This is a genomic window from Aeromicrobium massiliense JC14 (assembly GCF_000312105.1).
Taxonomy (GTDB): domain Bacteria; phylum Actinomycetota; class Actinomycetes; order Propionibacteriales; family Nocardioidaceae; genus Aeromicrobium; species Aeromicrobium massiliense.
This window is the reverse complement of record NZ_HE978638.1, coordinates 78786-99404: the sequence shown is the minus strand read 5'-3', so window position 1 is coordinate 99404 and position 20619 is coordinate 78786. Positions and strand designations below refer to the sequence as shown.

Annotated in this window: 27 protein-coding genes and 2 tRNA genes; 18 read left to right on the top strand and 11 right to left on the bottom strand. The window is 72.1% G+C overall.

From position 1 onward, the window contains the following. The first annotated feature begins 2 nt into the window (after positions 1–2). Positions 3–2723, top strand: a complete 2721-nt coding sequence (locus HGAM_RS19330) for an ExeM/NucH family extracellular endonuclease (protein WP_147543746.1) — start codon at positions 3–5, stop codon at positions 2721–2723. A gap of 55 nt (positions 2724–2778) precedes the next feature. Here the strand turns inward: HGAM_RS19330 and HGAM_RS13260 are convergent, their stop codons facing one another. Together HGAM_RS13260 and HGAM_RS13255 are read right to left on the bottom strand one after the other, a co-directional pair. Continuing rightward, complete coding sequence (locus HGAM_RS13260; protein WP_019145989.1) at positions 2779–3315, bottom strand: nucleosidase; 537 nt, start codon at positions 3313–3315, stop codon at positions 2779–2781. Next, positions 3312–4154 carry a DUF4097 family beta strand repeat-containing protein gene (locus HGAM_RS13255; protein ID WP_019145988.1) on the bottom strand — a complete coding sequence of 281 codons (843 nt, stop codon included), beginning with the start codon at positions 4152–4154 and terminating at the stop codon, positions 3312–3314. Before HGAM_RS13255 ends, HGAM_RS13260 begins: the two co-directional genes overlap by 4 nt. 120 nt (positions 4155–4274) lie before the next feature. Between HGAM_RS13255 and HGAM_RS19325 the strand changes: the two genes are divergently transcribed. Further along, the gene (locus HGAM_RS19325) at positions 4275–4556 is read left to right on the top strand and encodes a hypothetical protein (RefSeq protein WP_019145987.1); all 282 of its coding nucleotides are present in this window, start codon (positions 4275–4277) and stop codon (positions 4554–4556) included. Then, positions 4553–5245, top strand: a complete 693-nt coding sequence (locus tag HGAM_RS13245; RefSeq protein ID WP_019145986.1) for a hypothetical protein — start codon at positions 4553–4555, stop codon at positions 5243–5245. Before HGAM_RS19325 ends, HGAM_RS13245 begins: the two co-directional genes overlap by 4 nt. On the opposite strand, the gene HGAM_RS13240 is transcribed toward HGAM_RS13245, so the two are convergent. Together HGAM_RS13240 and HGAM_RS21055 are read right to left on the bottom strand one after the other, a co-directional pair. Further along, the gene (locus HGAM_RS13240) at positions 5242–5658 is read right to left on the bottom strand and encodes a uracil-DNA glycosylase family protein (protein ID WP_019145985.1); all 417 of its coding nucleotides are present in this window, start codon (positions 5656–5658) and stop codon (positions 5242–5244) included. The two genes, HGAM_RS13245 and HGAM_RS13240, sit on opposite strands and share 4 nt — an antisense overlap. Further along, positions 5616–5885 (bottom strand): uracil-DNA glycosylase family protein, encoded by a 270-nt coding sequence (locus HGAM_RS21055; RefSeq protein WP_342626412.1) that lies wholly within the window; start codon positions 5883–5885, stop codon positions 5616–5618. The genes HGAM_RS13240 and HGAM_RS21055 overlap by 43 nt, the downstream gene beginning before the upstream one ends. 97 nt (positions 5886–5982) lie before the next feature. Here HGAM_RS21055 and HGAM_RS13235 point away from each other — a divergent pair. Together HGAM_RS13235 and HGAM_RS21085 are read left to right on the top strand one after the other, a co-directional pair. Continuing rightward, positions 5983–6058, top strand: a tRNA-Lys gene (locus HGAM_RS13235). Positions 6059–6175: 117 nt separating this feature from the next. Next, the gene (locus HGAM_RS21085; RefSeq protein WP_172636450.1) at positions 6176–6721 is read left to right on the top strand and encodes a helix-turn-helix domain-containing protein; all 546 of its coding nucleotides are present in this window, start codon (positions 6176–6178) and stop codon (positions 6719–6721) included. On the opposite strand, the gene HGAM_RS13225 is transcribed toward HGAM_RS21085, so the two are convergent. Together HGAM_RS13225 and HGAM_RS13220 are read right to left on the bottom strand one after the other, a co-directional pair. Further along, positions 6627–7178 carry a hypothetical protein gene (locus tag HGAM_RS13225; RefSeq protein ID WP_019145983.1) on the bottom strand — a complete coding sequence of 184 codons (552 nt, stop codon included), beginning with the start codon at positions 7176–7178 and terminating at the stop codon, positions 6627–6629. The two genes, HGAM_RS21085 and HGAM_RS13225, sit on opposite strands and share 95 nt — an antisense overlap. Beyond that, positions 7178–8284: an RHS repeat-associated core domain-containing protein gene (locus HGAM_RS13220; protein WP_172636449.1), complete on the bottom strand. Its 1107-nt coding sequence runs from the start codon at positions 8282–8284 to the stop codon at positions 7178–7180. Before HGAM_RS13220 ends, HGAM_RS13225 begins: the two co-directional genes overlap by 1 nt. Between HGAM_RS13220 and HGAM_RS13215 the strand changes: the two genes are divergently transcribed. The 8 genes from HGAM_RS13215 to HGAM_RS13180 all read left to right on the top strand — a co-directional run bounded on the left by HGAM_RS13215 (position 8253) and on the right by HGAM_RS13180 (position 14061). Further along, entirely contained in the window at positions 8253–8792 is a 540-nt protein-coding gene (locus HGAM_RS13215; RefSeq protein WP_147543744.1) for a hypothetical protein, read from the top strand. The two genes, HGAM_RS13220 and HGAM_RS13215, sit on opposite strands and share 32 nt — an antisense overlap. 125 nt (positions 8793–8917) lie before the next feature. Beyond that, positions 8918–9532 carry an FMN-binding negative transcriptional regulator gene (locus HGAM_RS13210; RefSeq protein ID WP_019145980.1) on the top strand — a complete coding sequence of 205 codons (615 nt, stop codon included), beginning with the start codon at positions 8918–8920 and terminating at the stop codon, positions 9530–9532. Between the two features lie 50 nt (positions 9533–9582). Then, positions 9583–9822 carry a hypothetical protein gene (locus tag HGAM_RS13205; RefSeq protein ID WP_019145979.1) on the top strand — a complete coding sequence of 80 codons (240 nt, stop codon included), beginning with the start codon at positions 9583–9585 and terminating at the stop codon, positions 9820–9822. Positions 9823–9829: 7 nt separating this feature from the next. Then, entirely contained in the window at positions 9830–10213 is a 384-nt protein-coding gene (locus HGAM_RS20915; RefSeq protein ID WP_315968833.1) for a TFIIB-type zinc ribbon-containing protein, read from the top strand. 1 nt (position 10214) lies between these two features. After that, the gene (locus HGAM_RS13195; protein WP_019145977.1) at positions 10215–10511 is read left to right on the top strand and encodes a DUF503 domain-containing protein; all 297 of its coding nucleotides are present in this window, start codon (positions 10215–10217) and stop codon (positions 10509–10511) included. A gap of 46 nt (positions 10512–10557) precedes the next feature. Continuing rightward, the gene (locus HGAM_RS13190; RefSeq protein ID WP_019145976.1) at positions 10558–12048 is read left to right on the top strand and encodes an amidase; all 1491 of its coding nucleotides are present in this window, start codon (positions 10558–10560) and stop codon (positions 12046–12048) included. Positions 12049–12130: 82 nt separating this feature from the next. Further along, positions 12131–13180, top strand: a complete 1050-nt coding sequence (locus HGAM_RS13185) for an HpcH/HpaI aldolase/citrate lyase family protein (protein ID WP_019145975.1) — start codon at positions 12131–12133, stop codon at positions 13178–13180. A gap of 8 nt (positions 13181–13188) precedes the next feature. Then, positions 13189–14061, top strand: a complete 873-nt coding sequence (locus tag HGAM_RS13180) for an HpcH/HpaI aldolase/citrate lyase family protein (RefSeq protein ID WP_019145974.1) — start codon at positions 13189–13191, stop codon at positions 14059–14061. Between the two features lie 61 nt (positions 14062–14122). On the opposite strand, the gene phoA is transcribed toward HGAM_RS13180, so the two are convergent. The 5 genes from phoA to HGAM_RS13150 form a co-directional block, all read right to left on the bottom strand. Then, entirely contained in the window at positions 14123–15568 is a 1446-nt protein-coding gene (gene phoA / locus HGAM_RS13175) for an alkaline phosphatase (protein ID WP_019145973.1), read from the bottom strand. A 176-nt stretch (positions 15569–15744) separates the two neighbouring features. Continuing rightward, positions 15745–16062: a hypothetical protein gene (locus tag HGAM_RS13170; RefSeq protein WP_019145972.1), complete on the bottom strand. Its 318-nt coding sequence runs from the start codon at positions 16060–16062 to the stop codon at positions 15745–15747. Positions 16063–16385: 323 nt separating this feature from the next. After that, positions 16386–17513, bottom strand: coding sequence for an FUSC family protein (locus tag HGAM_RS13160; RefSeq protein ID WP_019145970.1), 1128 nt, complete (start codon positions 17511–17513; stop codon positions 16386–16388). Between the two features lie 31 nt (positions 17514–17544). Next, positions 17545–17841 (bottom strand): GroES family chaperonin, encoded by a 297-nt coding sequence (locus HGAM_RS13155; protein ID WP_049798378.1) that lies wholly within the window; start codon positions 17839–17841, stop codon positions 17545–17547. A 43-nt stretch (positions 17842–17884) separates the two neighbouring features. Continuing rightward, positions 17885–18133, bottom strand: a complete 249-nt coding sequence (locus tag HGAM_RS13150; RefSeq protein ID WP_019145968.1) for a DUF3618 domain-containing protein — start codon at positions 18131–18133, stop codon at positions 17885–17887. A gap of 60 nt (positions 18134–18193) precedes the next feature. On the opposite strand from HGAM_RS13150, the gene bcp reads away from it, so the two are divergent. From bcp to HGAM_RS13125, 5 genes are all read left to right on the top strand, one after another. Beyond that, the gene (gene bcp / locus HGAM_RS13145) at positions 18194–18667 is read left to right on the top strand and encodes a thioredoxin-dependent thiol peroxidase (RefSeq protein ID WP_019145967.1); all 474 of its coding nucleotides are present in this window, start codon (positions 18194–18196) and stop codon (positions 18665–18667) included. Between the two features lie 2 nt (positions 18668–18669). Beyond that, on the top strand, positions 18670–19167 hold the full coding sequence (locus HGAM_RS13140; RefSeq protein WP_019145966.1) for a hypothetical protein: 498 nt from the start codon (positions 18670–18672) through the stop codon (positions 19165–19167). 15 nt (positions 19168–19182) lie between these two features. Next, positions 19183–19264 (top strand) — tRNA-Leu (locus HGAM_RS13135). Between the two features lie 58 nt (positions 19265–19322). Further along, entirely contained in the window at positions 19323–19589 is a 267-nt protein-coding gene (locus tag HGAM_RS13130) for a hypothetical protein (protein ID WP_147543742.1), read from the top strand. Positions 19590–19615: 26 nt separating this feature from the next. Beyond that, the gene (locus tag HGAM_RS13125; protein WP_019145964.1) at positions 19616–20509 is read left to right on the top strand and encodes an LLM class flavin-dependent oxidoreductase; all 894 of its coding nucleotides are present in this window, start codon (positions 19616–19618) and stop codon (positions 20507–20509) included. The last annotated feature ends 110 nt before the right edge of the window (positions 20510–20619 follow it).

Sequence of the window (20619 nt, the reverse complement as noted above, 5' to 3'; positions counted from 1 at the left end):
GCATGATCCGCACCAGACTCGCCGGCGTCCTCGCCGCGTCCGCCGCGCTCGCCGGCGGCCTGCTGTCGGCGCCCGCCCAGGCGGCGCCCGACGGCGACCAGCTCGTCATCAACGAGGCGTACGTCAACGGCACCGCCGCGGGCGCCGCCTACACGCACCGCTTCGTGGAGCTGTTCAACCCGACCGACGAGGCCGTCCCGCTCAGCGGGCTGTCGCTGCAGTACCGCTCGGCCACCGGCACGGCCGCGGCCACCACGGTCGTGCCGCTCACCGGCACGGTCGCACCCGGCGGCCACTTCCTGCTGCGCGGCAGCGCCAACTCCGGCACCGCCGGGGCCGAGCTGCCCGCCGCCGACCAGACCGCGACGTTCAACAGCTCGGGCTCGGCCGGCACGGTCGTCCTGGCCCGCGGCACGAGCGCGCTGACGCTGCCCGCCGGCGACGTGAAGGGACGCGACGACGTCCTGGACGTCGTCGGCTACGGCACGTCCAACACGTTCGAGACGGCGCCGGCCACCGGCCAGGGCGTCGCCCTGTCGCTGCAGCGCGACGCGGGCGCCGACACCGACTCGAACGCCGCCGACCTCGACGCCGCCGCCCCCACTCCGTGCAGCGCGGCCGGGTGCGCCGGCGGCGAGCCGGAGCCCGAGCCCGAGCCGACCGCGGTGAGCATCGCCGACGTCCAGGGCACCGGAGCGGCGAGCCCGCTGGCCGGCCGCACCGTCACCACGACCGGCGTCGTCACCGCGGCCTACCCCACCGGTGGCTTCAACGGCGTCTACCTGCAGACCGGTGGCACGGGCGGCGACGACGCCCCCGCGGCCTCGCACGGCGTCTTCGTGTTCGGCTCGTCCGTCGCGCAGGGCGTGCAGGTCGGCGACACCATCACGGTCACCGGCCAGGTCGTGGAGTACAACGACCTGACCGAGATCAACGCGACGTCGTTCACGCGGGCGGCCGAGCCGCAGCCGGCGGTCAAGGCCAGTCCGGTCCGCTTCCCGATGGGCGAGGCCGAGCGCGAGCGCTACGAGGGCATGCTGGTCGAGCCGCAGGGCACCTACACGATCACCAACAACTACGCGACGCACCAGTACGGCGAGATCGGCCTCGCGCCCGGCACCGAGCCGCTGCGCCAGCCGACCAACGAGGCCCGTCCGGGCTCCGACGCCTACGCCGCGCTCGTGGCCGCCAACGCCGAGGCGCTGGTGACGCTCGACGACGGCGCGTCCACGAACTACCTCTCGGCCGCCAACCAGGGCACCCCGGTGCCGTGGCTGACCGCGACCAACGAGGTGCGGGTGGGGGCGACGACGACGTTCACCGAGCCCGCCGTGCTCGACTTCCGCTTCGGCTGGAAGCTCCAGCCGACCGGACAGCTCACCGCCGACGACGCCGCCGGCGTGCGTCCGGTGGCCGAGTTCTCGCGCACCCGCGAGCCGGCACCCCAGCCGGTCGGTGGACGGCTGAGCCTGGCGACGTTCAACGTGCTGAACTACTTCCCGACCGTCGGTGAGGAGTACGCGGCCGCCACCGGCGCCCGCTGCACCTACTACCGCGACCGGGCCGGCGCGAACATCAGCGTCGACGACTGCGGCCCGACCGGACCGCGCGGCGCCGCGAACGACGCCAGCCTCGAGCGCCAGCAGGCCAAGATCGTCCGCGCGATCAACGACCTCGACGCCGACGTCGTCTCGCTGGAGGAGATCGAGAACTCGCGCCACTACGGCCCGGACCGCGACGCGGCCCTGGCCTCGCTGGTGGCGGCGCTCAACGCCGACGCCGGGGCCGGCACCTGGGCGTTCGTGCCTTCGCCGGCCACCGTCCCGGCCGACGAGGACGTCATCCGCACGGCGTTCATCTACCAGTCGGCCGCGGTCGAGCCGGTGGGCACGTCGGCGATCCTGGACGACGCGCGGTTCGCCAACGCCCGTCAGCCGCTGTCGCAGGGCTTCAAGCCGAAGGGGCACGGCGCCGACGACGTGTTCGCGGTCGTCGTGAACCACTTCAAGTCCAAGGGCTCGGGAAGCGGGGCCGACGCCGACACCGGCGACGGCCAGGGCGCGTCGAACTACTCGCGCGTGCGCCAGTCCGAGGCGCTCGTCGAGTTCGCCGCGGCCGAGCAGCAGCGACTGGGCACCGACAAGGTGTTCCTCACCGGCGACTTCAACGCCTACGCCGCCGAGGACCCGATCGTCACCCTCGAGCAGGCCGGCTACACCGACCTGGCCGACGAGCTGACCGACGAGGAGACCTACCAGTTCAGCGGACTCATCGGCTCGCTCGACCACGTGCTCGCCACCCCGGCGGCGCGGGCCTGGGTCACCGGCGCGGACGTGTGGAGCATCAACGCCTACGAGTCGATCGCCCGCGAGTACAGCCGGTACAACACGAACGCGACCGACCTGTACGACACCAGTGCGTTCCGCTCGTCCGACCACGACCCGATCAAGATCGGCTTCGACCCGGGCGAGCCGCCGGTGGCGCTGACGCCGACGCGCACGTACGCGCTGAGCACGGTGCTGGGCACCGTGGCGACCGTGACCGCGACGGGCGGGCGCCCGACCGGCACGGTGACGCTGCTGCGCGACGGCCGCGAGCTGGCGAAGGCCAAGCTCGTCCTGGGCGTGGCGTACTTCTCGCCGCTGCAGTACGGCTTCCGGACGAAGGGGCTGAGCGTCCGCTACGACGGCGACGCCCGGTACGCCCCGTCAACCAGCCGCTGACGGACGCGCGACGCCCCGCACCCGGTCTCGGGTGCGGGGCGTCGTGCTGTCCGGGTCAGACGCTCTCGGCGAGCCACTCCCCCAGCCGGCGGGCGCACCCGTCGACGACCGACGGCCAGTCGAGCGCCGACTCGTCCGCCCCGTCACTGACCACCTTGGCCAGCCGCACCGGGACGCCGACGGCCTGCGCGGCCCGGACGACCGCGTAGCCCTCCATGTCGACCAGCGAGGCCCGGAGCGCGAGCCCGTCGCGCACGACGGGGTCGGTGACGAACCGGTCGCCGGTGGCGAGCACGCTGCCGTCGCCTCCCGGCACCTCGAGCTCGTCGCCGACGTCGAACCCGAGGGCACGGATGCCGGCGGCGTCGAAGTCGTGGTTCACCACGAGCGAGGGCTCGAAGAGGCCGGTGACGCCCTCGCGCAGGGCCCCGCAGGTGCCCACGTTCACGACGAGGTCGGGTCGCAGCCGGGCGATCGCCTCGCCGGTGCGCACGGCGGCCTCGACCTTGCCCACGCCGCAGACGAGCAGGTCGAGCCCGTCAGGGACGTACGCGGCCTCGGCCTTCGTCGCGCTGACGACCAGGACGCTCACCGCACCGCCAGGGTCACGTCGCCGCTGTCGCTCTGCAGGCTCACCAGCCCCTCGCCGTCGGGGTCGTCCTCGAGGTCGGACGTCACGTCGCCGTCGTCGCTGCTGGTCTTCACCTGGTAGGTGCGCTCGCCGTCGGGCAGCGTCGCCTCGACGTCGCCGCTGTCGGTCTTGACCGCGAGCGCGTAGGGCTGCTCGACGAGCACCGCGTCCACGTCGCCGCTGCCGGTCACGACCTTGAGCTCGACGGCGTCCAGGTCGCGCGAGCTCACCGAGCCGGAGCCGGTCGTGACGGACACCGTGGCGAGCTTCCCGCCCACGACGACGTCGCCGCTGCCGGTGCGGACGAGGACGTCGGTCTCGAGGTCGCGCACCTCGGCGCGGCCGGACGTCGTGGTCACCTCGACCGGCACGCCGTCGGGCACCTCGACGGTCACCTCGGCGCCACACCCGGGCGACAGCCAGGTGATGCAGTCGGCGGCCACCGCGATGGCGTCGCCGCTGCGACGGAGCTCGAAGTCGGTGCTCAGCAGGCTCTCGTCCACCTCGGCCCGCACGCGGATGTCCTCGCCGTCGCCGGGCACGAGCCGCACGTCGGCGTTGGTCGCCTGCAGGACCACCTGGGCGGAGCCGTCGAGGTCGATCACCTGCGACTCGACCCGGGTGTCGCGCATCGCGAGCGAGACGAGCAGGAACACGCCCACCAGCACGAGCGCACCGAGGATCGTGCCCACCACGGTCACGAGGGTCCGCGACTCCGGCGAGGCGACGTCGTAGTCGCCGACCTGCTCGGCCGGGACGGCGCCCTGGATGATCGTGTCGTCGTCACCGGAGTGGCTCATGCCCACCAGTCAAGCAGCATCCGCCGAGGCGGTCCTCCTGGGACGGGCCTCGGCGAGCACGTTCCCGCGGGCCGGCGGCGAGGGATCGCGGGGCCGGGGCCGCGGCAGTAGGTTGGCCCGGTGAGCCACGTCCCCGACTGCTGCGCCCCCGACGACTCCTCGCTGCGGTCACGCCTGTCGAGCCAGTCGATCCTCTCGTTCGCCTCGCACCAGAGCATCCTGTCGATCGGGTCGCACCACAGCATCCTGTCCATCGGCTCCAGCCACTCGGTGTTGTCCATCGGGTCCTTCGCGTCGTTCGCCTCGCTCTTCTCGGCGTTCTCCTTCGGCTCGCGCTTCTCGATCTTCTCGGCGCTGAGCGACCGGACGCGCTCCGGCTGGCGTCAGCGAGCGGCCCGATGAGGCTGCCCGACCCGCGCGACCTGGTCGCCGCGGCCGGCGTCGCGCCCGCGCTGCTGCAGGACGCCGTGACGTCCATCCCCCGGGTGCTGCGGCTGCTGGAGGCTGCCGAGCAGCTGGTCGACCGGGCCGACGTGCTCATCAGCGGCATCGAGCAGACCCGCAAGGCGGCGGACGCCCTCATCGCGGGCGTCGAGCACACCCGCGAGTCCGCCGACGCGCTGGTGGCGCGGACCGAGCGCACCCTCGACGAGGCCAACGAGCTCATCGTGCGCAGCGCCGGCACCGTCGCCAGCGCCGAGCCGACCGCCCAGCGGGCAGCCGCACTGGTCGACTCCCTCGAGCCCAGCATCCAGGCGCTGCAGCCCACGCTGCAGACCCTGGCCCGGACCACCGGCGAGCACGAGGTCGCCGCCGCCGTCGAGATGATCGACAAGCTGCCCCGTCTGGCGGAGGCCCTCGAGAAGGACCTCATGCCGATGCTGGCCAACCTGCAGTCGGTCGCCCCGGACATGCACCAGCTGCTCGACGTGGTCACCGAGCTCAACGAGCTCGTGCTCCGCCTGCCCGGCATGGGTCGGCTGCGGCGCAAGGTGCACGAGGACGAGGAGGCCGCCGGCACGCGACCGGTGCACCCCGAGGTCGCGGTGGCCGCCGACGAGGCCGGCGAGCGCACCCGCCAGCGTCGCTAGGCCGGTTCTGCGAGAAGGGCCGTTGCTGCTCTGAGGTCGTCCACGAACGCGGCTCGTCCCGCCTCCCGCTCGTCGTGGTCACGCAGCCGCAGCAGGCTCGACGGGTGCACCGTCACGAGCACCGGCACGGACGAGCCGCCGACCTCGAGCGCGTCGTCGAGCGGCTTCCCGCGCACCTCACCGATCGTCACCGACCGCCCTGTCACGGCGCGGGCCGCCGTGGCACCCAGCGCGACCACCACCTCGGGCCGGACCACCTCGAGCTCGGCCTCCAACCACGGGTGACAGGCCTTCACGTGCGCGATGGCCGGCTTGTCGTGGATGCGCCGCTTGCCGACCACGTGGTGACGGAAGTGCTTGACCGCGTTGGTCAGGTAGACGTCCTCGCGGACGATGCCCGCCTCCTCGAGCATGGCGTCGACAGGCGTCCGGCCGGACCGACGAACGGCTCACCCTCGCGGTCCTCGTGGTCGCCGGGCTGCTCGCCGACGAGCACGAGCCTCGCCCGGGCCGGACCGTCGGAGAAGACGACCTGCGTCGCGTCGCGGTACAGCTCACAGCCGCGGCAGCCCGGCGCCGCCCGGCGCAGGGCGGTCATGCCGCCCGAGCCGGGCACCCAGGGACGCGCGTCGTCGGTCATCGATCTGCCCGATACCCCTGGCGGCAGAGGGTGAAACGCAGGTCACAGGCCCCCGATTTCACCCCCTCAGGGTGGCCCTGCTAGTGTTCTTTCTCGCGCGCCATTAGCTCAATTGGCAGAGCAGCTGACTCTTAATCAGCGGGTTCGGGGTTCGAGTCCCTGATGGCGCACCAGACGAAGGCCCCGACCACCCGGTCGGGGCCTTCGGCGTTCTCGGCCGACGCCATCGGCGCCGAACGTCAAACTTTGCGTCGACCTTCGACAACGCTGATCAACGCTTCGCGACCTCGTTGATCGACGTCCCTGGCGGCAGGCTCAGCGCGCCACGTCGAAGCTGGCCACAGATCGCCACCGTCGAGGGGTACCTCGATTTTGCTGCGGAGTTCGCTGGGGCCAACTTCGCCACCCGCCTTTTCGCCGCGCGCAAGTCACAGTCGCTCACCCAGCAGCAACTCGCCGAACGCTCCGGCGCCCACGTCACCCAGATCCGTCGCTACGAGGCCGGCACCAGCCAGCCCACCCTTGACGTCCTCCGCGCACTTGCGCTCGCGCTCAGCGTCAGCGCTGACTCGCTCCTCTACGACGACGACGAATGCGGCCCCAAGAACTCCACCCTGCGGCTCAAGCTCGAAGCCGTCGACCAGTTCACCCCCCGACGAGCAAGAGCACGTCGCCGCCTTCATCGAAGGCGCCCTGCTGCGCCACCACGCCCGCCGAGCCTCCAGCGGACAAGCCAGCTAATCAGACGATTGCCGCCCCGCCGGTTACCCGGCCGGTGGACAGGTCGATGGCGAAGTCGCGTGGTTCGTCGTCGCCAGGGTCAGCAACTCCCCTGAGCCAGCCGTCGCTGGCCTCGTCGACGCGTAGCCCGTCGACCGCGATCCGCGGAGTGGTCCACTGGACGCCGCTCGCGCCAACGGCAGTGATCGCCCACGGAGTCACGAGCAGGAGCTTCGCTCCGACAACCAGTTCCTCGGCAGCCACGACCGGGCCGGGCGTTGCAACCACCTCGAAGCCCTCTGGCTCAACTACGTCTCCCAAGAACGCGGTTCCGCGCTCGACGACGCAAAGCCCGGTCGGGCTGGGCGTACCAAAGAGCCCCGTCAGCGCGCGTCGACCGGGGTCGGAGCCGGCGAAGGATGCGGTCCAGGTCGGCTCGCCCCAGGGCTCGACGGCGACCAGAACCGCGCGTGACCCTGCACCGTCGGCCGAGAACATGCGATCTGGGGTCTCGGCCGCGTATTCCACGACCGCGACGTCGAACTCCGAGGCGAAGTGGCTGTGCGTGATCATCAGTGATCCGGGCGGAAGAATCGGTGCATGGTCAGCTCGGTTCGGCCGCTCACCGAAGGTCTGGTGAAGATCTCGTAAGTGCCCGCGCGGCCGTTCAAGGAGCCGGGCAGCCTGTACTGGATCGAGTCGTTCCCGAGGTTCGACTTTGCCTTGTTGAAGTAATTCGGCACGACCGTCCTCTTGCCCTGGGAGAAGATAGTGTCGTCGAACGACCCAGGAAAGTTGTGGAACGGCCCTGGCTCATCCGCCATCCGCTGGAGAGCGCGGCTTGAGTAGATCTTATTCGACGCCGACGCGACATCGTCTGCTGCGTTCGCGGCCATGCTCCGTGTGGCGCCGATGGCGTCGTCGGCCTTGCCCGCGACCTTGAACGCCAGCTTGCCCGCCTTGGCGAACTTGCCCCACGGCGTCATCATCGCGAGCTCGGCGCCGCAGCTCAACGAGATGCCCCCCGAACACGCCCGGATCATGTCCCCGATGGCGAAGTTGTAGGACTCGACCGCCACCTTCTTCAGGGCCGACCCGACGACGTCGACCTTCTTGACGAGGGTCTTCGCCTGAGCCACCACCTGGGTAGCGCCGGACCGCACCGAGTTCCACGAGTTCGACACTGATGACGCCGTCCCCCGGTAGGCCGCCTGCACCCCCGACGAGTACGCCCGGGCCGCCGACTGCACCAGGTCGACCACGGGCTGCATCACGGAGGTCGCGACGCTCTTGACCGCCCTGTAGGTCGAGCTGACAGCCGACGAGACCGTCTTCGCGACCGACTTCGCCGCAGAGGAGACAGCCTTGACGATCGAGCCGAACAACAGCCCCGAGGGGTCCGCGAACGTCACAGGATTGTTGTTGGCGTAGGTATAGCCCTGAGCCTGCTGCGCGCTCGTGCCCTCCACGATCGGGTCGACGCTCAGGAACTGGCCCGTCAGGGCGTCGTACTGGCGCGCGCCCATGTCGACCAGAGCCGTGGTCGGGTTCACCGGCTTGTTCAGGAAGGACCGCGTCCCCGGCAGGACGCCGGGCGACCCGGCCGAGGGTTTCAGCGTGTTGCCGTACGGGTCGAGGTACCGCCGCGTGACCGCCCAGCTGTTGGCCGGGTCGATCAAGGCAGACAACACGGTTGCCAACGGTCAGACCATCGCTCTCCCCGAGAAGACGACCGGCCGCTACGTCGACCTGCTGGTGACCGCGACGTGCATGCCCATCGACGAGAGCACCTCTCGAGCAATCACGGTCGGGGTGACCATCGAGAACGCGAACGCGCCGAAAGACTTCCAGACGCCCCGCGTGCCGCTCTGGTTGGACCAGAACCCGACCGGAGTACACCACGCGGTCGAGGTCGTCCCCGTGAGAGCGCCGTCCGATCAGCCCAAGGCCTATCTGTACGTCCTGCGGTTCGACCTCAGGTCCCAGGGGATCGACTCCACCGACCGCCTCACCTCGGTGACCCTCCCGAATGTCGGCACCGTTCCAGGGACACCGTGCGGACAGGTCGGATCGCAGGCCTTGCACGTCTTCGCCATGGACGTGAAGGAGGCACCGAACCCGGACCCGATTGCTGCACACCGGCTGTCTCTGAGTGCGCCGGATCAATCAACGGGTTCGGGGTTCTAGTCCCTGATGGCGCACTAGACGAAGGCCCCGACCACACGGTCGGGGCCTTCGGCGTTCTCCGACTCTCTCTGGCCACCGCGCGGGACGCTCTCCCGGCCCGCGCGACGGGTCTCTACGCTCGTCCCATGTACGTGCCCGCCCCGAACGCCGTCGACGACGAGTCCCAGGTCCGCGCCATGGTCGCCGTCCTCGGCACCGCCGAGCTGGTGACCGTCGCGCCCGACGGCTACCCGGTCGCCACGCTGCTGCCCGTGCTCTGGGACGGCGACACCGTCGTCGCCCACATGGCGCGCGCCAACGACCACTGGCGGACGCTGCTCGAGCCCACGAAGGCGCTGCTCGTCGTCACCGGGCCGCAGGCCTACGTGTCGCCCAGCTGGTACGCCAGCAAGGCCGAGCACGGCAAGGTCGTGCCGACCTGGAACTACGAGTCGGTGCACCTCACGGGCACCGTCCGCGTCCACGACGACGTCGACTGGGTGCGTGAGGCCGTCACCCGGCTGACCGACCGGCACGAGCAGCCGCGCCCCGAGCCGTGGGCGGTCACCGACGCGCCCGAGCGCTACACGTCCGGCATGCTGCGGGCGATCGTCGGCGTCGAGCTGACCGTGGAGCGGGTCGAGGCCAAGCGCAAGTACAGCCAGAACCGCTCCGACGCCGACCGCGCCGGCGTGGTCGACGGCCTGCGCGACGAGGCCGACCCGCGCGCGTCCGCGGTCGCCGACGCCATGGAGTCCTGAGCCGGACGGCTGGGCGGGCACGTCGTCGCCGACGGACGTACCGTCGAGACGTGACCCGCCCCACCCCGCTCCGGATGCTGCTGGACGCCGCCCGGTTCTTCGCCGTCGGCTGGGTGGCCATCACCGTGCTGGTGATGAGCACCGAGCAGGCGCTCGGCCTGGGCTGGGCGCACCCCGCCGCGGTCGTCGCCGCCTGGTTCGTCATGCTCGGCACCGCCATACTGCTCACCCGCGCCGCGGCCCGCGCCCTGCTGGACGCCGCGGAGCGCCGCGGAATGCTCCCGTGGTGACGGAACCATGGGCCCCGTCCGAGCGTTGACCCGGCAAGGAGGTACCACCCTGATGAAGTGCCCCATCGATGGCGCGACCCTGACCATGAGCGAGCGATCCGGGATCGAGATCGACTACTGCCCCGAGTGCCGAGGCGTGTGGCTCGACCGAGGCGAGCTCGACAAGATCCTCGACCGCGTGGCCGCCGAGGCCCCGGCCACTCCGCCTGCCCCGCCCGCCCCCGCTCCGCAGGCCCCGCCCGCGCGGCCGGCGGCTCCGTCGTACAGCCAGCCGCCGGCCTACCAGCAGCCCGCGTACGGCGGCCGCTACTACGACGACTCCGACAAGCGTCACTACGGCGGCGGCTACAAGAAGCGCAAGGGCCACTGGCTCGGAGAGCTGTTCGACTGACGTGTGGATCGGCTGGATCGAGCTGGACCTCCTGCTGGGCGACGTCCGGTCGCTCAAGCAGAAGCGCTCGCTCGTCCGGCCGATCGTCGCGGAGGTCAAGCGCCGCTTCGACGTGAGCGCGGCCGAGGTCGGCCACCAGGACCTGTACCGGCGGACGCTGGTCGGGGCCAGCGTGGTGTCCGCCGACCGCGCCCACGTCGTGGAGGTGCTGGACGCCGTGGAGAAGCTCGTGGCCTGGCACCCCGAGGTCGAGGTCGCCTCGGCGCACCGGCGGCTGCTCACGAGCGAGGACGAGTGAGCCGGTGCCCCACTAGCGTGACGCCAGCACCGACCCAGGAGGCCTCGTGGACGTCACCGAGTACATGACCTACGACGCGACCGGGCTCGCCGAGCTCGTCGCGTCCAAGCAGGTCAAGCCCAGCGAGCTGCTCGCCGCGGCCCGCCAGCGCGCGGACGAGGTGAACGGACGGCTCAACGCGATCGTCGTCCGCACCGACGACCTCGCCGACTCGATCGTCGACGACCCGGATCTGTCCGGCCCGTTCGCCGGCGTCCCGTTCCTGGTCAAGGACCTCATGCAGGAGGTCGCCGGCTACCCGACGTCCTACGGCTCCCGGGCCCTGCGCGGCGACGTCGCCACCGAGCACGCGGCCGTCGTGCAGCGCTGGCTCGACGCCGGCCTGGTGATCTTCGGCAAGACCAACACCCCCGAGTTCGGCGCCAAGGGCGTCACCGAGTCCGAGTACTGGGGCCCGGCCCGCAACCCGTGGCGGCTCGGCCACACGCCGGGCGGGTCGTCCGGCGGCTCCGGCGCGGCCGTCGCGGCGGGCGTCGTCCCGGCCGCCGGCGCCAACGACGGCGGCGGCTCGATCCGCATCCCCGCGGCCTGCAACGGCCTGGTCGGGCTCAAGCCCAGCCGCGGCCTGGCGCCGTACGGACCGCAAACCGGCGAGTCGATGATCGGCATGGCCGTGCAGGGCGTCGTCGCCCGCACCGTCCGCGACAACGCCGGCCTGCTCGACGCCATCGTCGGTCCGCACCCCTACGCCGGCTACCAGGCGCCCGTGCCGCAGCGCCCGTTCGCCGAGGCGGTCAACGAGGCCCCCGGACGCCTGCGGGTCGGCTTCTCGGCCCTCTCGGCCATCACCGCGAACCCCGATCCCGAGGCCGTCGCGGCCATGCACGAGGCCGCGTCGCTCCTGGCCGAGCTGGGCCACGAGGTCGAGGAGGTCACGCCGCCCTACGACGACGAGGCGCTGGCCCGCGACTTCCTGACCATCTGGTTCGCCAACCTCGCCGCCGAGGTCGAGCTGACCAAGGCCCGCACCGGTGCGACCAGCCGCGACTTCGAGGCCGACACCCTGGCCATCGCCGAGATCGGCCGCGCCGCCGGCGTCGTCGCGGCGCAGCAGGCGCTCGGCAACGTGCACGGCTACGTGCGCTCGCTGGTGGACTTCCAGCAGTCGTACGACCTGTTCCTCACCCCGACCCTGGCCAAGCGGCCGCTGCGGGTCGGCGAGCTGACCACCGCTCCCCTGCTGCAGCGCCTGTCACGCGTCGTCAGCGCGGCGAAGGGCGGCCGGGTGCTGGCCAAGACCGGCATCCTGGACGACCTGGTGACCCAGAACCTCGGCTGGGTGCCCTACACGCAGCTGGCCAACCTCACCGGACGCCCGGCGGTCAACGTCCCGCTGCACTGGACGCCCGAGGGCCTGCCGCTCGGCGTCCAGCTGGTCGGCCGACTCGGCGAGGACGCCCTGCTGCTGCAGGTCGCCGCGCAGCTGGAGCAGGCCCGCCCGTGGGCCCACCGGCACCCCGCGCCGCTGGCTCCGTGACGTGATCCATCTGACTCGGCGACCCTGATCGGGGTTCGCCATACTGGCGAGCACGTCGCAGTCGGAACCGAACGGAGCTGTTGTGCGCAATCCCCGAGCCTTCCTGCGTCCGCTGGCGGTGGGTGCCCCCGCCCCGGTGGCCGAGGTCCCCTTCCGCCCCTCGCGGATGATCCACTTCTTCGACCCCAGCAACGAGAAGATGGCGGCCAAGGTGCCGGACATCGCGAAGAAGGTCGACATCATCCTCGGCAACCTCGAGGACGCGGTGAAGACCGAGAAGAAGGAGGCCGCGCGCCTGGGCCTGGTCGAGATCGCGAAGGCGACCGACTTCGGCGACACGCAGCTGTGGACGCGGGTCAACAGCCTGGACTCCCCGTGGGTGCTGGACGACCTGGTCACCCTCGTCACCGAGATCGGGCACAAGCTCGACGTGATCATGGTGCCGAAGGTTGAGGGCGCCCAGGACATCCACTACGTCGACCGGCTGCTCGCCCAGCTCGAGGCCCGCGCCGGCCTGGAGCGGCCGATCCTCGTGCACGCGATCCTGGAGACCGCCGAGGGTGTCGCCAACGTCGAGGAGATCGCCGGTGCCAGCCCGCGCATGCAGGGCATCAGCCTCGGCCCGGCCGACCTCGCCGCGTCCCGCCGGATGAAGACGACACGCGTCGGCGGCGGTCATCCCGGCTACCTCGTCCGGCAGGACCCGACCGGCGACGACCTCACGCAGGGACGAACGACGTACCAGCAGGACCTGTGGCACTACACGATCGCGCGCATGGTCGACGCCTGCGCCGCGAACGACATCCTTCCCTTCTACGGCCCGTTCGGTGACATCAAGGACGTCGTCGCCTGCGAGGACCAGTTCCGCAACGCCTTCCTGCTCGGCTGCGTCGGCGCGTGGAGCCTGCACCCGGTGCAGATCGACATCGCCAAGCGCGTCTTCTCCCCCGACCCGGCCGACGTGGCGCACGCCAAGCGCGTCGTCGAGGCCATGGGCGACGGCTCCGGCGCGGTGATGATCGACGGCAAGATGGAGGACGACGCCTCCTGCAAGCAGTGCCTGGTCATGCTCGACCTGGCCCGGGCCCTGGCCGAGCGTGACCCCGAGCTGGCCGCGGCCTACGACCTCTGAGGAGAGCCATGACCGACACCCTGCTGCGGCCCCGCCGCTCCGTCCTGTACATGCCCGGCGCCAACGAGCGCGCGCTGGAGAAGGCCAAGGGCATCGACGCCGACGCCCTCATCCTCGACCTCGAGGACGCCGTCGCGCCCGACGCGAAGGTCGAGGCGCGTGAGCGCGTCTGCGCCGCCGCCCGCTCCGGCGAGTACGGCCACCGCGAGCTGGCCATCCGCGTCAACGGGATCGGCACCCAGTGGCACGAGGACGACCTGGCGGCCGCCGCCCAGGCCGGGCCGGACGCCGTCCTGGTGCCGAAGGTGAACTCGGCCGAGGAGGTGCACGCCCTCGTCACCGCCCTGGAGCGTCACGGCGCCCCGGCCCACACGCAGCTGTGGGCCATGATCGAGACCCCGATCGCGATCCTGCACGCCGAGCAGATCGCCACCGCGCACGAGCGGCTCACCGTCTTCGTCATGGGCACCAACGACCTGGTCAACGACAGCCACGCGCTGCACGTGCCCGGCCGCGCACCGCTCGTCCCGTCGCTCACCTGGGCCCTGCTGGCCGTCCGCGCCGCCGGCAAGGTGGTGCTCGACGGCGTCTTCAACGACGTCAAGAACGCCGAGGGATTCGCCGCCGAGGCCCGCCAGGGTCGCGAGATGGGCTTCGACGGCAAGACGCTCGTGCACCCCTCGCAGGTGGAGCCGGCCAACGCCGCGTTCGGCCCGTGCGAGCAGGACGTCGAGGACGCCCGCGGCCTCATCGCCGCCTTCGAGGAGGCCCAGGCGCAGGGCCAGGGCGTCGCCACGTTCAAGGGCAAGATGGTCGAGAGCCTGCACGTCCGCGACGCGCAGCGGATCCTCGCCTTCCACGAGGCGCTGCAGCAGCGCTAGACCACGCACGCGACGGGGCCGGGACGATCACTCGTCCCGGCCCCGTCATCGTGCTGATGGGTCAGTGCCGCCCGGACTTCGAGAGCCCGAGGGCCCGCGAGATCGTGAAGAACAGGTCGGTCTGGTCGGTGAGGCCGACGACGTTCGCCGCCTGCGGGCCGTAGCCGGCGATGCGCAGCTGCGAGCCGGTGTGCTGCTGCGAGCCCTCCGCCTCGGCCGTGGCGTAGTTGATCGTCATCGGACGGTCCTCGTTGGTCAGCAGGTTGACCGTGTAGCCGGGCGTCGTGGAGCCGGCCTCGACGATCTGGCTGGTGTGCGCGTGGTCGGCCGTGACGATGACGGTGGTGTTGCCGTCCTTCTTGGCGTAGTCGAGCGCGACCTGCACGGCCTCGTCGAGGTCGATGAGCTCGCCGATCTGGCCGCAGGCGTTGGCCGCGTGGTCGGCCTTGTCGATGCTCGCGCCCTCCACCTGCAGGAAGAAGCCCTCGTCCTTGCCGCCGCCATGGCCCTTGCCCCGGCGACCGTCCTCGTCGAGCAGGTCGATCGCCTTGTCGGTGAGGTCGGCCAGCGTCGGCTGGGCGTCCGTGCGCTCGGGGTTCTCGGTGCACCGCTGCGCCGGCTTGCTGCCGCCGTCCTCGGTGGCCTTCGGGCCGATCCAGCGCTGGGCCAGGTTGCCGGACGCGAACAGGCCGAGCAGCGGGCGGCGCTGGTCGGCCGAGCGGACCTTGGCGAGCGAGTCGGCGTCGTCGACCAGCTGGTAGCCGCGCTCGACGGCCTGCTGCTGGAGCGTCCTGCCCTTCCAGCGTCCGGCCGCGGCGACCTCCGAGAACGTCGCGGCACCTCCGCCGAGGGTGACGTCGGGACGCGTGTCGAGCAGCTGCTCGCTGATCGAGCCCTCGCCGCCGTTCTCCAGCGCGTTCGTCGGGCACTGGGCCGCGGTCGCGACCGGGCCGTAGCAGCGCCGGCTCGTGACCTGGGCGACCTGGACGGCCGGGGTCGCGTCCTGGATCTCGGCGGTGCTGACGTTGCCGGTGCGCAGGCCCTTCTTCTTGGCCAGCTCGAGCAGCGTCGCCTGGGGCTTGCCGTCGACGTCGACCGAGATGGCCCCGTCGTAGGACTTGGTGCCGGTCGCCCACGCGGTGCCGGTGGCTGCGGAGTCCGGCACGTAGTCGGGCTTGCCGTCCTTGCCCAGCGAGTAGGTCGTGTACTGGCCGGTGAGCGGCAGGGCGTCGATGCCGGGCAGCTTCCCGGCGGCGCCGTGCTCGTAGTTGCGGGCCGAGGTGATCTCGGAGTCGCCCATGCCGTCGCCGATCAGCAGGATGACGTTCTCGGCCTTGCCGCCGTCGAGGGCGCGGGCGATCGTCTTGGTCTTGTCGCCATGGTTGCGCTGGGCGCCGCCGTGGTCGGACAGGTCGGTGGCCGCGTAGGCCAGCGCGGACGAGCCGACGACGAGGGCGCCGGCCGCGGCGGCGACGGCGAGTCGCCGCGAACGAGTACGAAGGTTCATGGCCGCAGCCCATCCAGGTCGGGTGAACGACCGCCCAACGGGACCGGGCCTCCGGACGAAGGCCGTGCGACCGTTCGTGGTCCTTCCAGGCTAGGCGCGCATGGCCCGAAAAGACCAGACGCCCCGAGGAGCATCTCCTCGGGGCGTCCGTCCTGCGGGGGTGGGTGCGGGGCGGCTCAACGCTGGCCTCGCATCCCGTACAGGGTCATCTCGTGCGCGTCGCGTGCGGCGCGCAGCTCACGCTCCCGCTGCATGCGCAGACGGGCCTCGCGCATCAGGACCTGGCGGTCCGCCTCGGGCAGCTCGTCCCAGGCGCGCCGGCGGCTGCGAGCGGCGGTCCGCTGGCGGCGGATCTCGATGAGAGCCACGGTGTTCACCCCCTCTCGGGTGGTCGCGGCCGACGGGGCTGACGAGTCGGGGCTCGTGGTGGTCGTCGGGACGTCTGCGGGCATGAGGGTCGTGCGGGTCGGGGAAGGGGTGAGGGTGGTGTTCATGGCGCGCCTCCTTTCGGGTGAGGGTGGGTGTGGGGACAAAAAAGAACCGCTCCGGACCGGGGTCCGAAGCGGCTGACTGAGCCAGGGGTGACTGGCTACAGGCGGGGCACTGCTCCGGAGGGACGACCGGCGTCGGACGTGACGAGGACGAACGTGATCGCTCGCGGGTTCGTGACGTGGAACATCGGTGATCACCTCCTGGGGCGTGTCGGTGCCTTCGGGCAGGAAGGCGCGAGCAACGTAGCGCGGATCACAACCGCGTGTCCACCATCCGGGCGTCCGCCCGGCGTGTCGCGCGGATTCCCCGGCGTGTCGCGCCGATGTCAGTCGTCGAAGTCGAGGTGCTCGTCGAGGTCGTCGCGGGTCATGCCGCTGGCCAGGAGCAGGTCGGCCGAGAGCGACCGCACCTGGGCCGACACCGCGGCGGTGTTGAGGGTCAGCGAGGCCGGCAGCGAGCGGACGGCGATGCGCGCGGCCTCGATGAGCGCCCCCTGCGCCGCCTCGAAGTCGGCCTGCACGGCCAGGTCGTCGGCGAAGATGCCGACCGCCCGCGCCAGGGAGCGGACGGCGTCGGCCATGCCGGCCGGGGCGACCTCGCGGTGGCGCAGCATCGCCGACGAGCGGCGGGCCAGCACGCGCGCGTCGCGCACCGCGTTGTCGATGTGCGCGATCGTGCCGACGTAGAGGTTGACGTGACCGCGCTGGGTCCAGCGCATCGGCGACATGCGGGCGATCTCGGAGACGTTCTCGGCCGTGGAGCGCAGCGTCTCGACCGCGGGCTGCAGCTCACGCGTGCGCTCGAGCGCGCGCTCGGCCCCGTCGGGCTCACCCGTGGCCAACGCCTCGGCGACGTCGTCGAGCGCGGCGGAGACCTGCTTGAGGACGTCCTGCACCTCGACGCCGATGTCGCGCACCGTGTTGCGGGGCAGCAGGATCATCGCCGCCAGGCCGCAGAGGCCGCCGATGAGCGCGTCCAGCACCCGCGTCACGGCAGGGTTGCCGGCACCGGAGAGCGGCACGACGGCGGCGAGCAGCACGGCGGAGTTGGCCGCCTGGTTGAGCGCGAGTCCCTTGAGCCCCAGGAAGAGCCCGACGCCGGCGGCCAGGACGCCGATCAGGGCCAGCTGCCACGGGCCGCGGCCGATCGCCAGGATGAGCAGCTCGCCGACCAGCACCCCGACCACGACGCCGAAGATCAGCTCGTAGAGCGTGCGGCTGCGCGGGCCGGCACCGGCGTTGATGACCAGCACCGCGGCGATCGGGGCGAAGAACGCCTGCGAGTGGCCGAGCAGCACGGTCGCGATGAAGTACGCGACCGCGGTGGAGACCGCGAGCCGCACGAGGAAGCGCCAGCGCCGGCGCACCAGCATGAGCCGGTCGTGCATCGACAGCTGCGAGCGGACGTCCGGGAGCCGTCGCGAGAACGCCGCGAAGCCTCCGCGCTCGCTCATCGTCCCACCGCCGTCCGACTCGTCCGTCCATTCACAGGTACAGGCCCGTCTGCCCCTCCTCCAGCCGCTCGGAGGCGACGGCGTGCAGGTCGCGCTCGCGCAGCAGGATGTACGACTCGCCGCGGACCTCGACCTCGGCGCGGTCGTCGGGGTCGAACAGGACACGGTCGTCGACCTCGACGGAGCGCACCTGCGCCCCCACGGCCTCGACCCGCGCCCACGACAGCCGGCGGCCCATCGCCGCGGTGGCGGGAATGACGATGCCGCCGGTGGACCGCCGGTCACCGGCCTCGGCGTCCAGGCGCACCAGCAGCCGGTCGTGCAGCATCCGGATCGGCAGCTTGTCGGCGGTCACGGGCGGACCTCGGTGCTCACTTGAGCAGGCGGCGCAGCACCACGGCGGCGGCCACGACGGCGACGACGCCGCCGACGACCGGGACGATCGTCTCGAAGCGCGGCGAGCCGTCGGGCGCGACGAAGCGTGCCTTGACCCGGTCGACCTGTCGCGAGGCGATGTTCTTGGGGCTGGCCCGGTCGACGAGCTCGTCGATCGTGCGGGCCAGGTGCTCGCGGGTCTGCTCGATCTCGTCGACCAGCGCGTCGTTGCGGGACTTCGCCACAGCATCCTCTTTCGTCGCCACGCGCGGGGTGCTCCGCGCTCGTACGCCAGGATAGTGGCCATGAGCGCCCGACTGCAGGCTGGAGACCAGGCCCCCGACTTCACCCTCCCCGCCGACGACGGCACGAGCGTCACGCTCTCGTCGCTGCGCGGCCAGAAGGTGATCGTGTACTTCTACCCCGCCGCGATGACGCCCGGCTGCACCAAGCAGGCGTGCGACTTCAGCGACTCGATCGACCGCCTGCAGGCCGAGGGCTACACCGTCCTGGGCATCTCGCCGGACAAGCCGGAGAAGCTGGCGAAGTTCCGCGAGCGCGACGGCCTGACGATCACGCTGCTGTCCGACCCGGACAAGGAGGTCCTGACGGCGTGGGGCGCGTTCGGCGAGAAGAAGCTCTACGGCAAGGTCGTCGAGGGCGTCATCCGCTCGACGTTCGTCGTGGACGAGCAGGGCGCGATCGAGCTGGCCCAGTACAACGTCAAGGCGACCGGCCACGTGGCCAAGCTGCGCCGCGACCTGGGGCTCGGCGCCTGACGGTGGGCTCGCCCAGCGACCTCGTCGTGCTGCGAGCGCCGATGCGCTCGCGCACGGACGCCCTCGACGACGGCCGCGGCGCCCTGCGTGGGCTCGCGGCCGGCGTCGTCGGGATGGGCGGCGTGCTGGACGCCGTCCCAGCCGGCCCCGGCGAGGCCGTGGCCGCGCTCGAGCGGCTCGACGAGCGGGCCGCCGCGCGGCTGCGCCGGTTCGTGGACGTCCCCGACGGGTCGTTCGCCTGGACGCTGACCGACGCCGGGCTGCACCTGGGCCGGATCACCGGCGGCTACCGCTACGACGCCGACCCCGAGGCGGCCGCGGCCGACCTCGTCCACGTGCGTCCGTGCGACTGGCTGGCGGCGCCCGTGCCCGACGACGAGGTGCCGGCGGCCGTGCACCGGACGATCGAGCGGGGCGGCCGCAACCTGCAGCGCATCCACCCCGGCGACATCGAGACCCTCACCGCCCGGGTGTGGGAGAGCCGGTCGCGCGGCGCCTAGACTCGTGCCGCACCCGCCGGTGTGGTGGAACTGGTAGACACGCAGGATTTAGGTTCCTGTGTCCTCGGACGTGCAGGTTCAAGTCCTGTCACCGGCACCCGTGGCGCCGCGTTCGAGCGGCTTGATTCCCCCTGCTTCCCGGCTATGGTCGAAGCATGGTTGACGCTACAAGTAATTCCGACCCGCTCCCCCTCCACCGCCGGCGCTGGGCCCTCGCGGCCAGCTCCCTGGCGCTCGTGGCGCTCGCCGGCATCGTCGTCCTGGCGCGCAGCACCGCGGGCACCGTCGACCGCGAGCCGTGGGGCTACCTGGCGCTCATGGCGGCCGGCGCTGCGGCGATCGGCGTGTTCATCGTGACCTTCGCGCACACGTTCTTCGAGCACCAGTCCCCCTCGACCAAGCCGCGTCCGACGCGCGGCTGACCCCGGACCGGGCCACCATCGTGGCCATGGCCGACTACGGGCAGGACATCCGCCTCGGCGTGTTCATCACGCCGACCAACGCCTCGCCGCGCCACCCGGTCGGCCTGGCCGTCGCGGCCGAGGAGGCCGGGATCGACCTGGTGACCTTCCAGGACCATCCGTACCAGCCGCGCTACCTCGACACCTGGACGCTGCTGTCGTTCGTCGCCGCCCGCACGTCCACCGTGACGCTGGCCGGCAACGTGCTGAACCTGCCGCTGCGCCAGCCCGCCGTGCTGGCCCGCGCGGTCGCCTCGCTGGACCTGCTCAGCGGCGGCCGGGTCGAGCTGGGCCTGGGCACCGGCGCGTTCTGGGACGCGATCGAGGCGATGGGCGGCGAGCGCCTGGCGCCGGGCCGCGCGGTCGACGCGCTGGAGCAGGCGGTCGACGTCGTCCGGGCGCTGTGGGACGCCGAGGCGCCCGGCGGCGCGACCGCCGGCGGCGACCTGCACCACGTCAAGGGCGCCAAGCGCGGGCCCGCACCCGCCCACGACGTGGGCATCTGGCTCGGCGCGTACAAGCCGCGCATGCTGGCGCTCACCGGGCGCGTCGCCGACGGCTGGCTGCCGTCGGTCGGCTACCTGCCCGGCGGCCTCGACGACCTCGGGCCGATGAGCCGGCGCGTCGACGACGCCGCGCGCGAGGCCGGACGCGACCCGGCGGACGTCCGGCGGCTGCTCAACGTGTCCGGCCGGTTCGCCGCGGAGGGCTCGGGCTTCCTGGAGGGGCCGCCGCAGCAGTGGGCCGAGCAGCTCGCCGACCTGGCCCTGCTGCACGGCACCAGCACGTTCGTCCTGGCCGCCGACGACGAGACCACCATCCGCACTTGGGCCCACGAGGTCGGGCCGACGCTGAAGGAGCTCGTCGCCGCCGAGCGCTGAGGGCTGGGCGTCCGGCGCGGCGGAAACCCCGGGCAAGCCGACACCTCCCCGGGAAGCATCCCGCGGGTGTGTCGGTTTCCCTGGGGCCCCAGGGAAACCGACAACGCCCG

Coding starts and splice junctions, on each gene's coding strand:
- HGAM_RS13130 (WP_147543742.1), top strand. CDS start 19,323: ATGGTTGACGCTACAAGTAATTCCGACCCGCTCCCCCTCCACCGCCGG.
- HGAM_RS13245 (WP_019145986.1), top strand. CDS start 4,553: ATGAGGCTGCCCGACCCGCGCGACCTGGTCGCCGCGGCCGGCGTCGCG.
- HGAM_RS13125 (WP_019145964.1), top strand. CDS start 19,616: ATGGCCGACTACGGGCAGGACATCCGCCTCGGCGTGTTCATCACGCCG.
- HGAM_RS13155 (WP_049798378.1), bottom strand. CDS start 17,841: ATGCTGCACGACCGGCTGCTGGTGCGCCTGGACGCCGAGGCCGGTGAC.
- HGAM_RS13180 (WP_019145974.1), top strand. CDS start 13,189: ATGACCGACACCCTGCTGCGGCCCCGCCGCTCCGTCCTGTACATGCCC.
- HGAM_RS13160 (WP_019145970.1), bottom strand. CDS start 17,513: ATGAGCGAGCGCGGAGGCTTCGCGGCGTTCTCGCGACGGCTCCCGGAC.
- HGAM_RS13255 (WP_019145988.1), bottom strand. CDS start 4,154: ATGAGCCACTCCGGTGACGACGACACGATCATCCAGGGCGCCGTCCCG.
- HGAM_RS21055 (WP_342626412.1), bottom strand. CDS start 5,885: ATGACCGACGACGCGCGTCCCTGGGTGCCCGGCTCGGGCGGCATGACC.
- phoA (WP_019145973.1), bottom strand. CDS start 15,568: ATGAACCTTCGTACTCGTTCGCGGCGACTCGCCGTCGCCGCCGCGGCC.
- HGAM_RS13170 (WP_019145972.1), bottom strand. CDS start 16,062: ATGAACACCACCCTCACCCCTTCCCCGACCCGCACGACCCTCATGCCC.
- HGAM_RS13240 (WP_019145985.1), bottom strand. CDS start 5,658: ATGCTCGAGGAGGCGGGCATCGTCCGCGAGGACGTCTACCTGACCAAC.
- HGAM_RS20915 (WP_315968833.1), top strand. CDS start 9,830: ATGGGCCCCGTCCGAGCGTTGACCCGGCAAGGAGGTACCACCCTGATG.
- HGAM_RS13225 (WP_019145983.1), bottom strand. CDS start 7,178: ATGATCACGCACAGCCACTTCGCCTCGGAGTTCGACGTCGCGGTCGTG.
- HGAM_RS13210 (WP_019145980.1), top strand. CDS start 8,918: ATGTACGTGCCCGCCCCGAACGCCGTCGACGACGAGTCCCAGGTCCGC.
- HGAM_RS19330 (WP_147543746.1), top strand. CDS start 3: ATGATCCGCACCAGACTCGCCGGCGTCCTCGCCGCGTCCGCCGCGCTC.
- bcp (WP_019145967.1), top strand. CDS start 18,194: ATGAGCGCCCGACTGCAGGCTGGAGACCAGGCCCCCGACTTCACCCTC.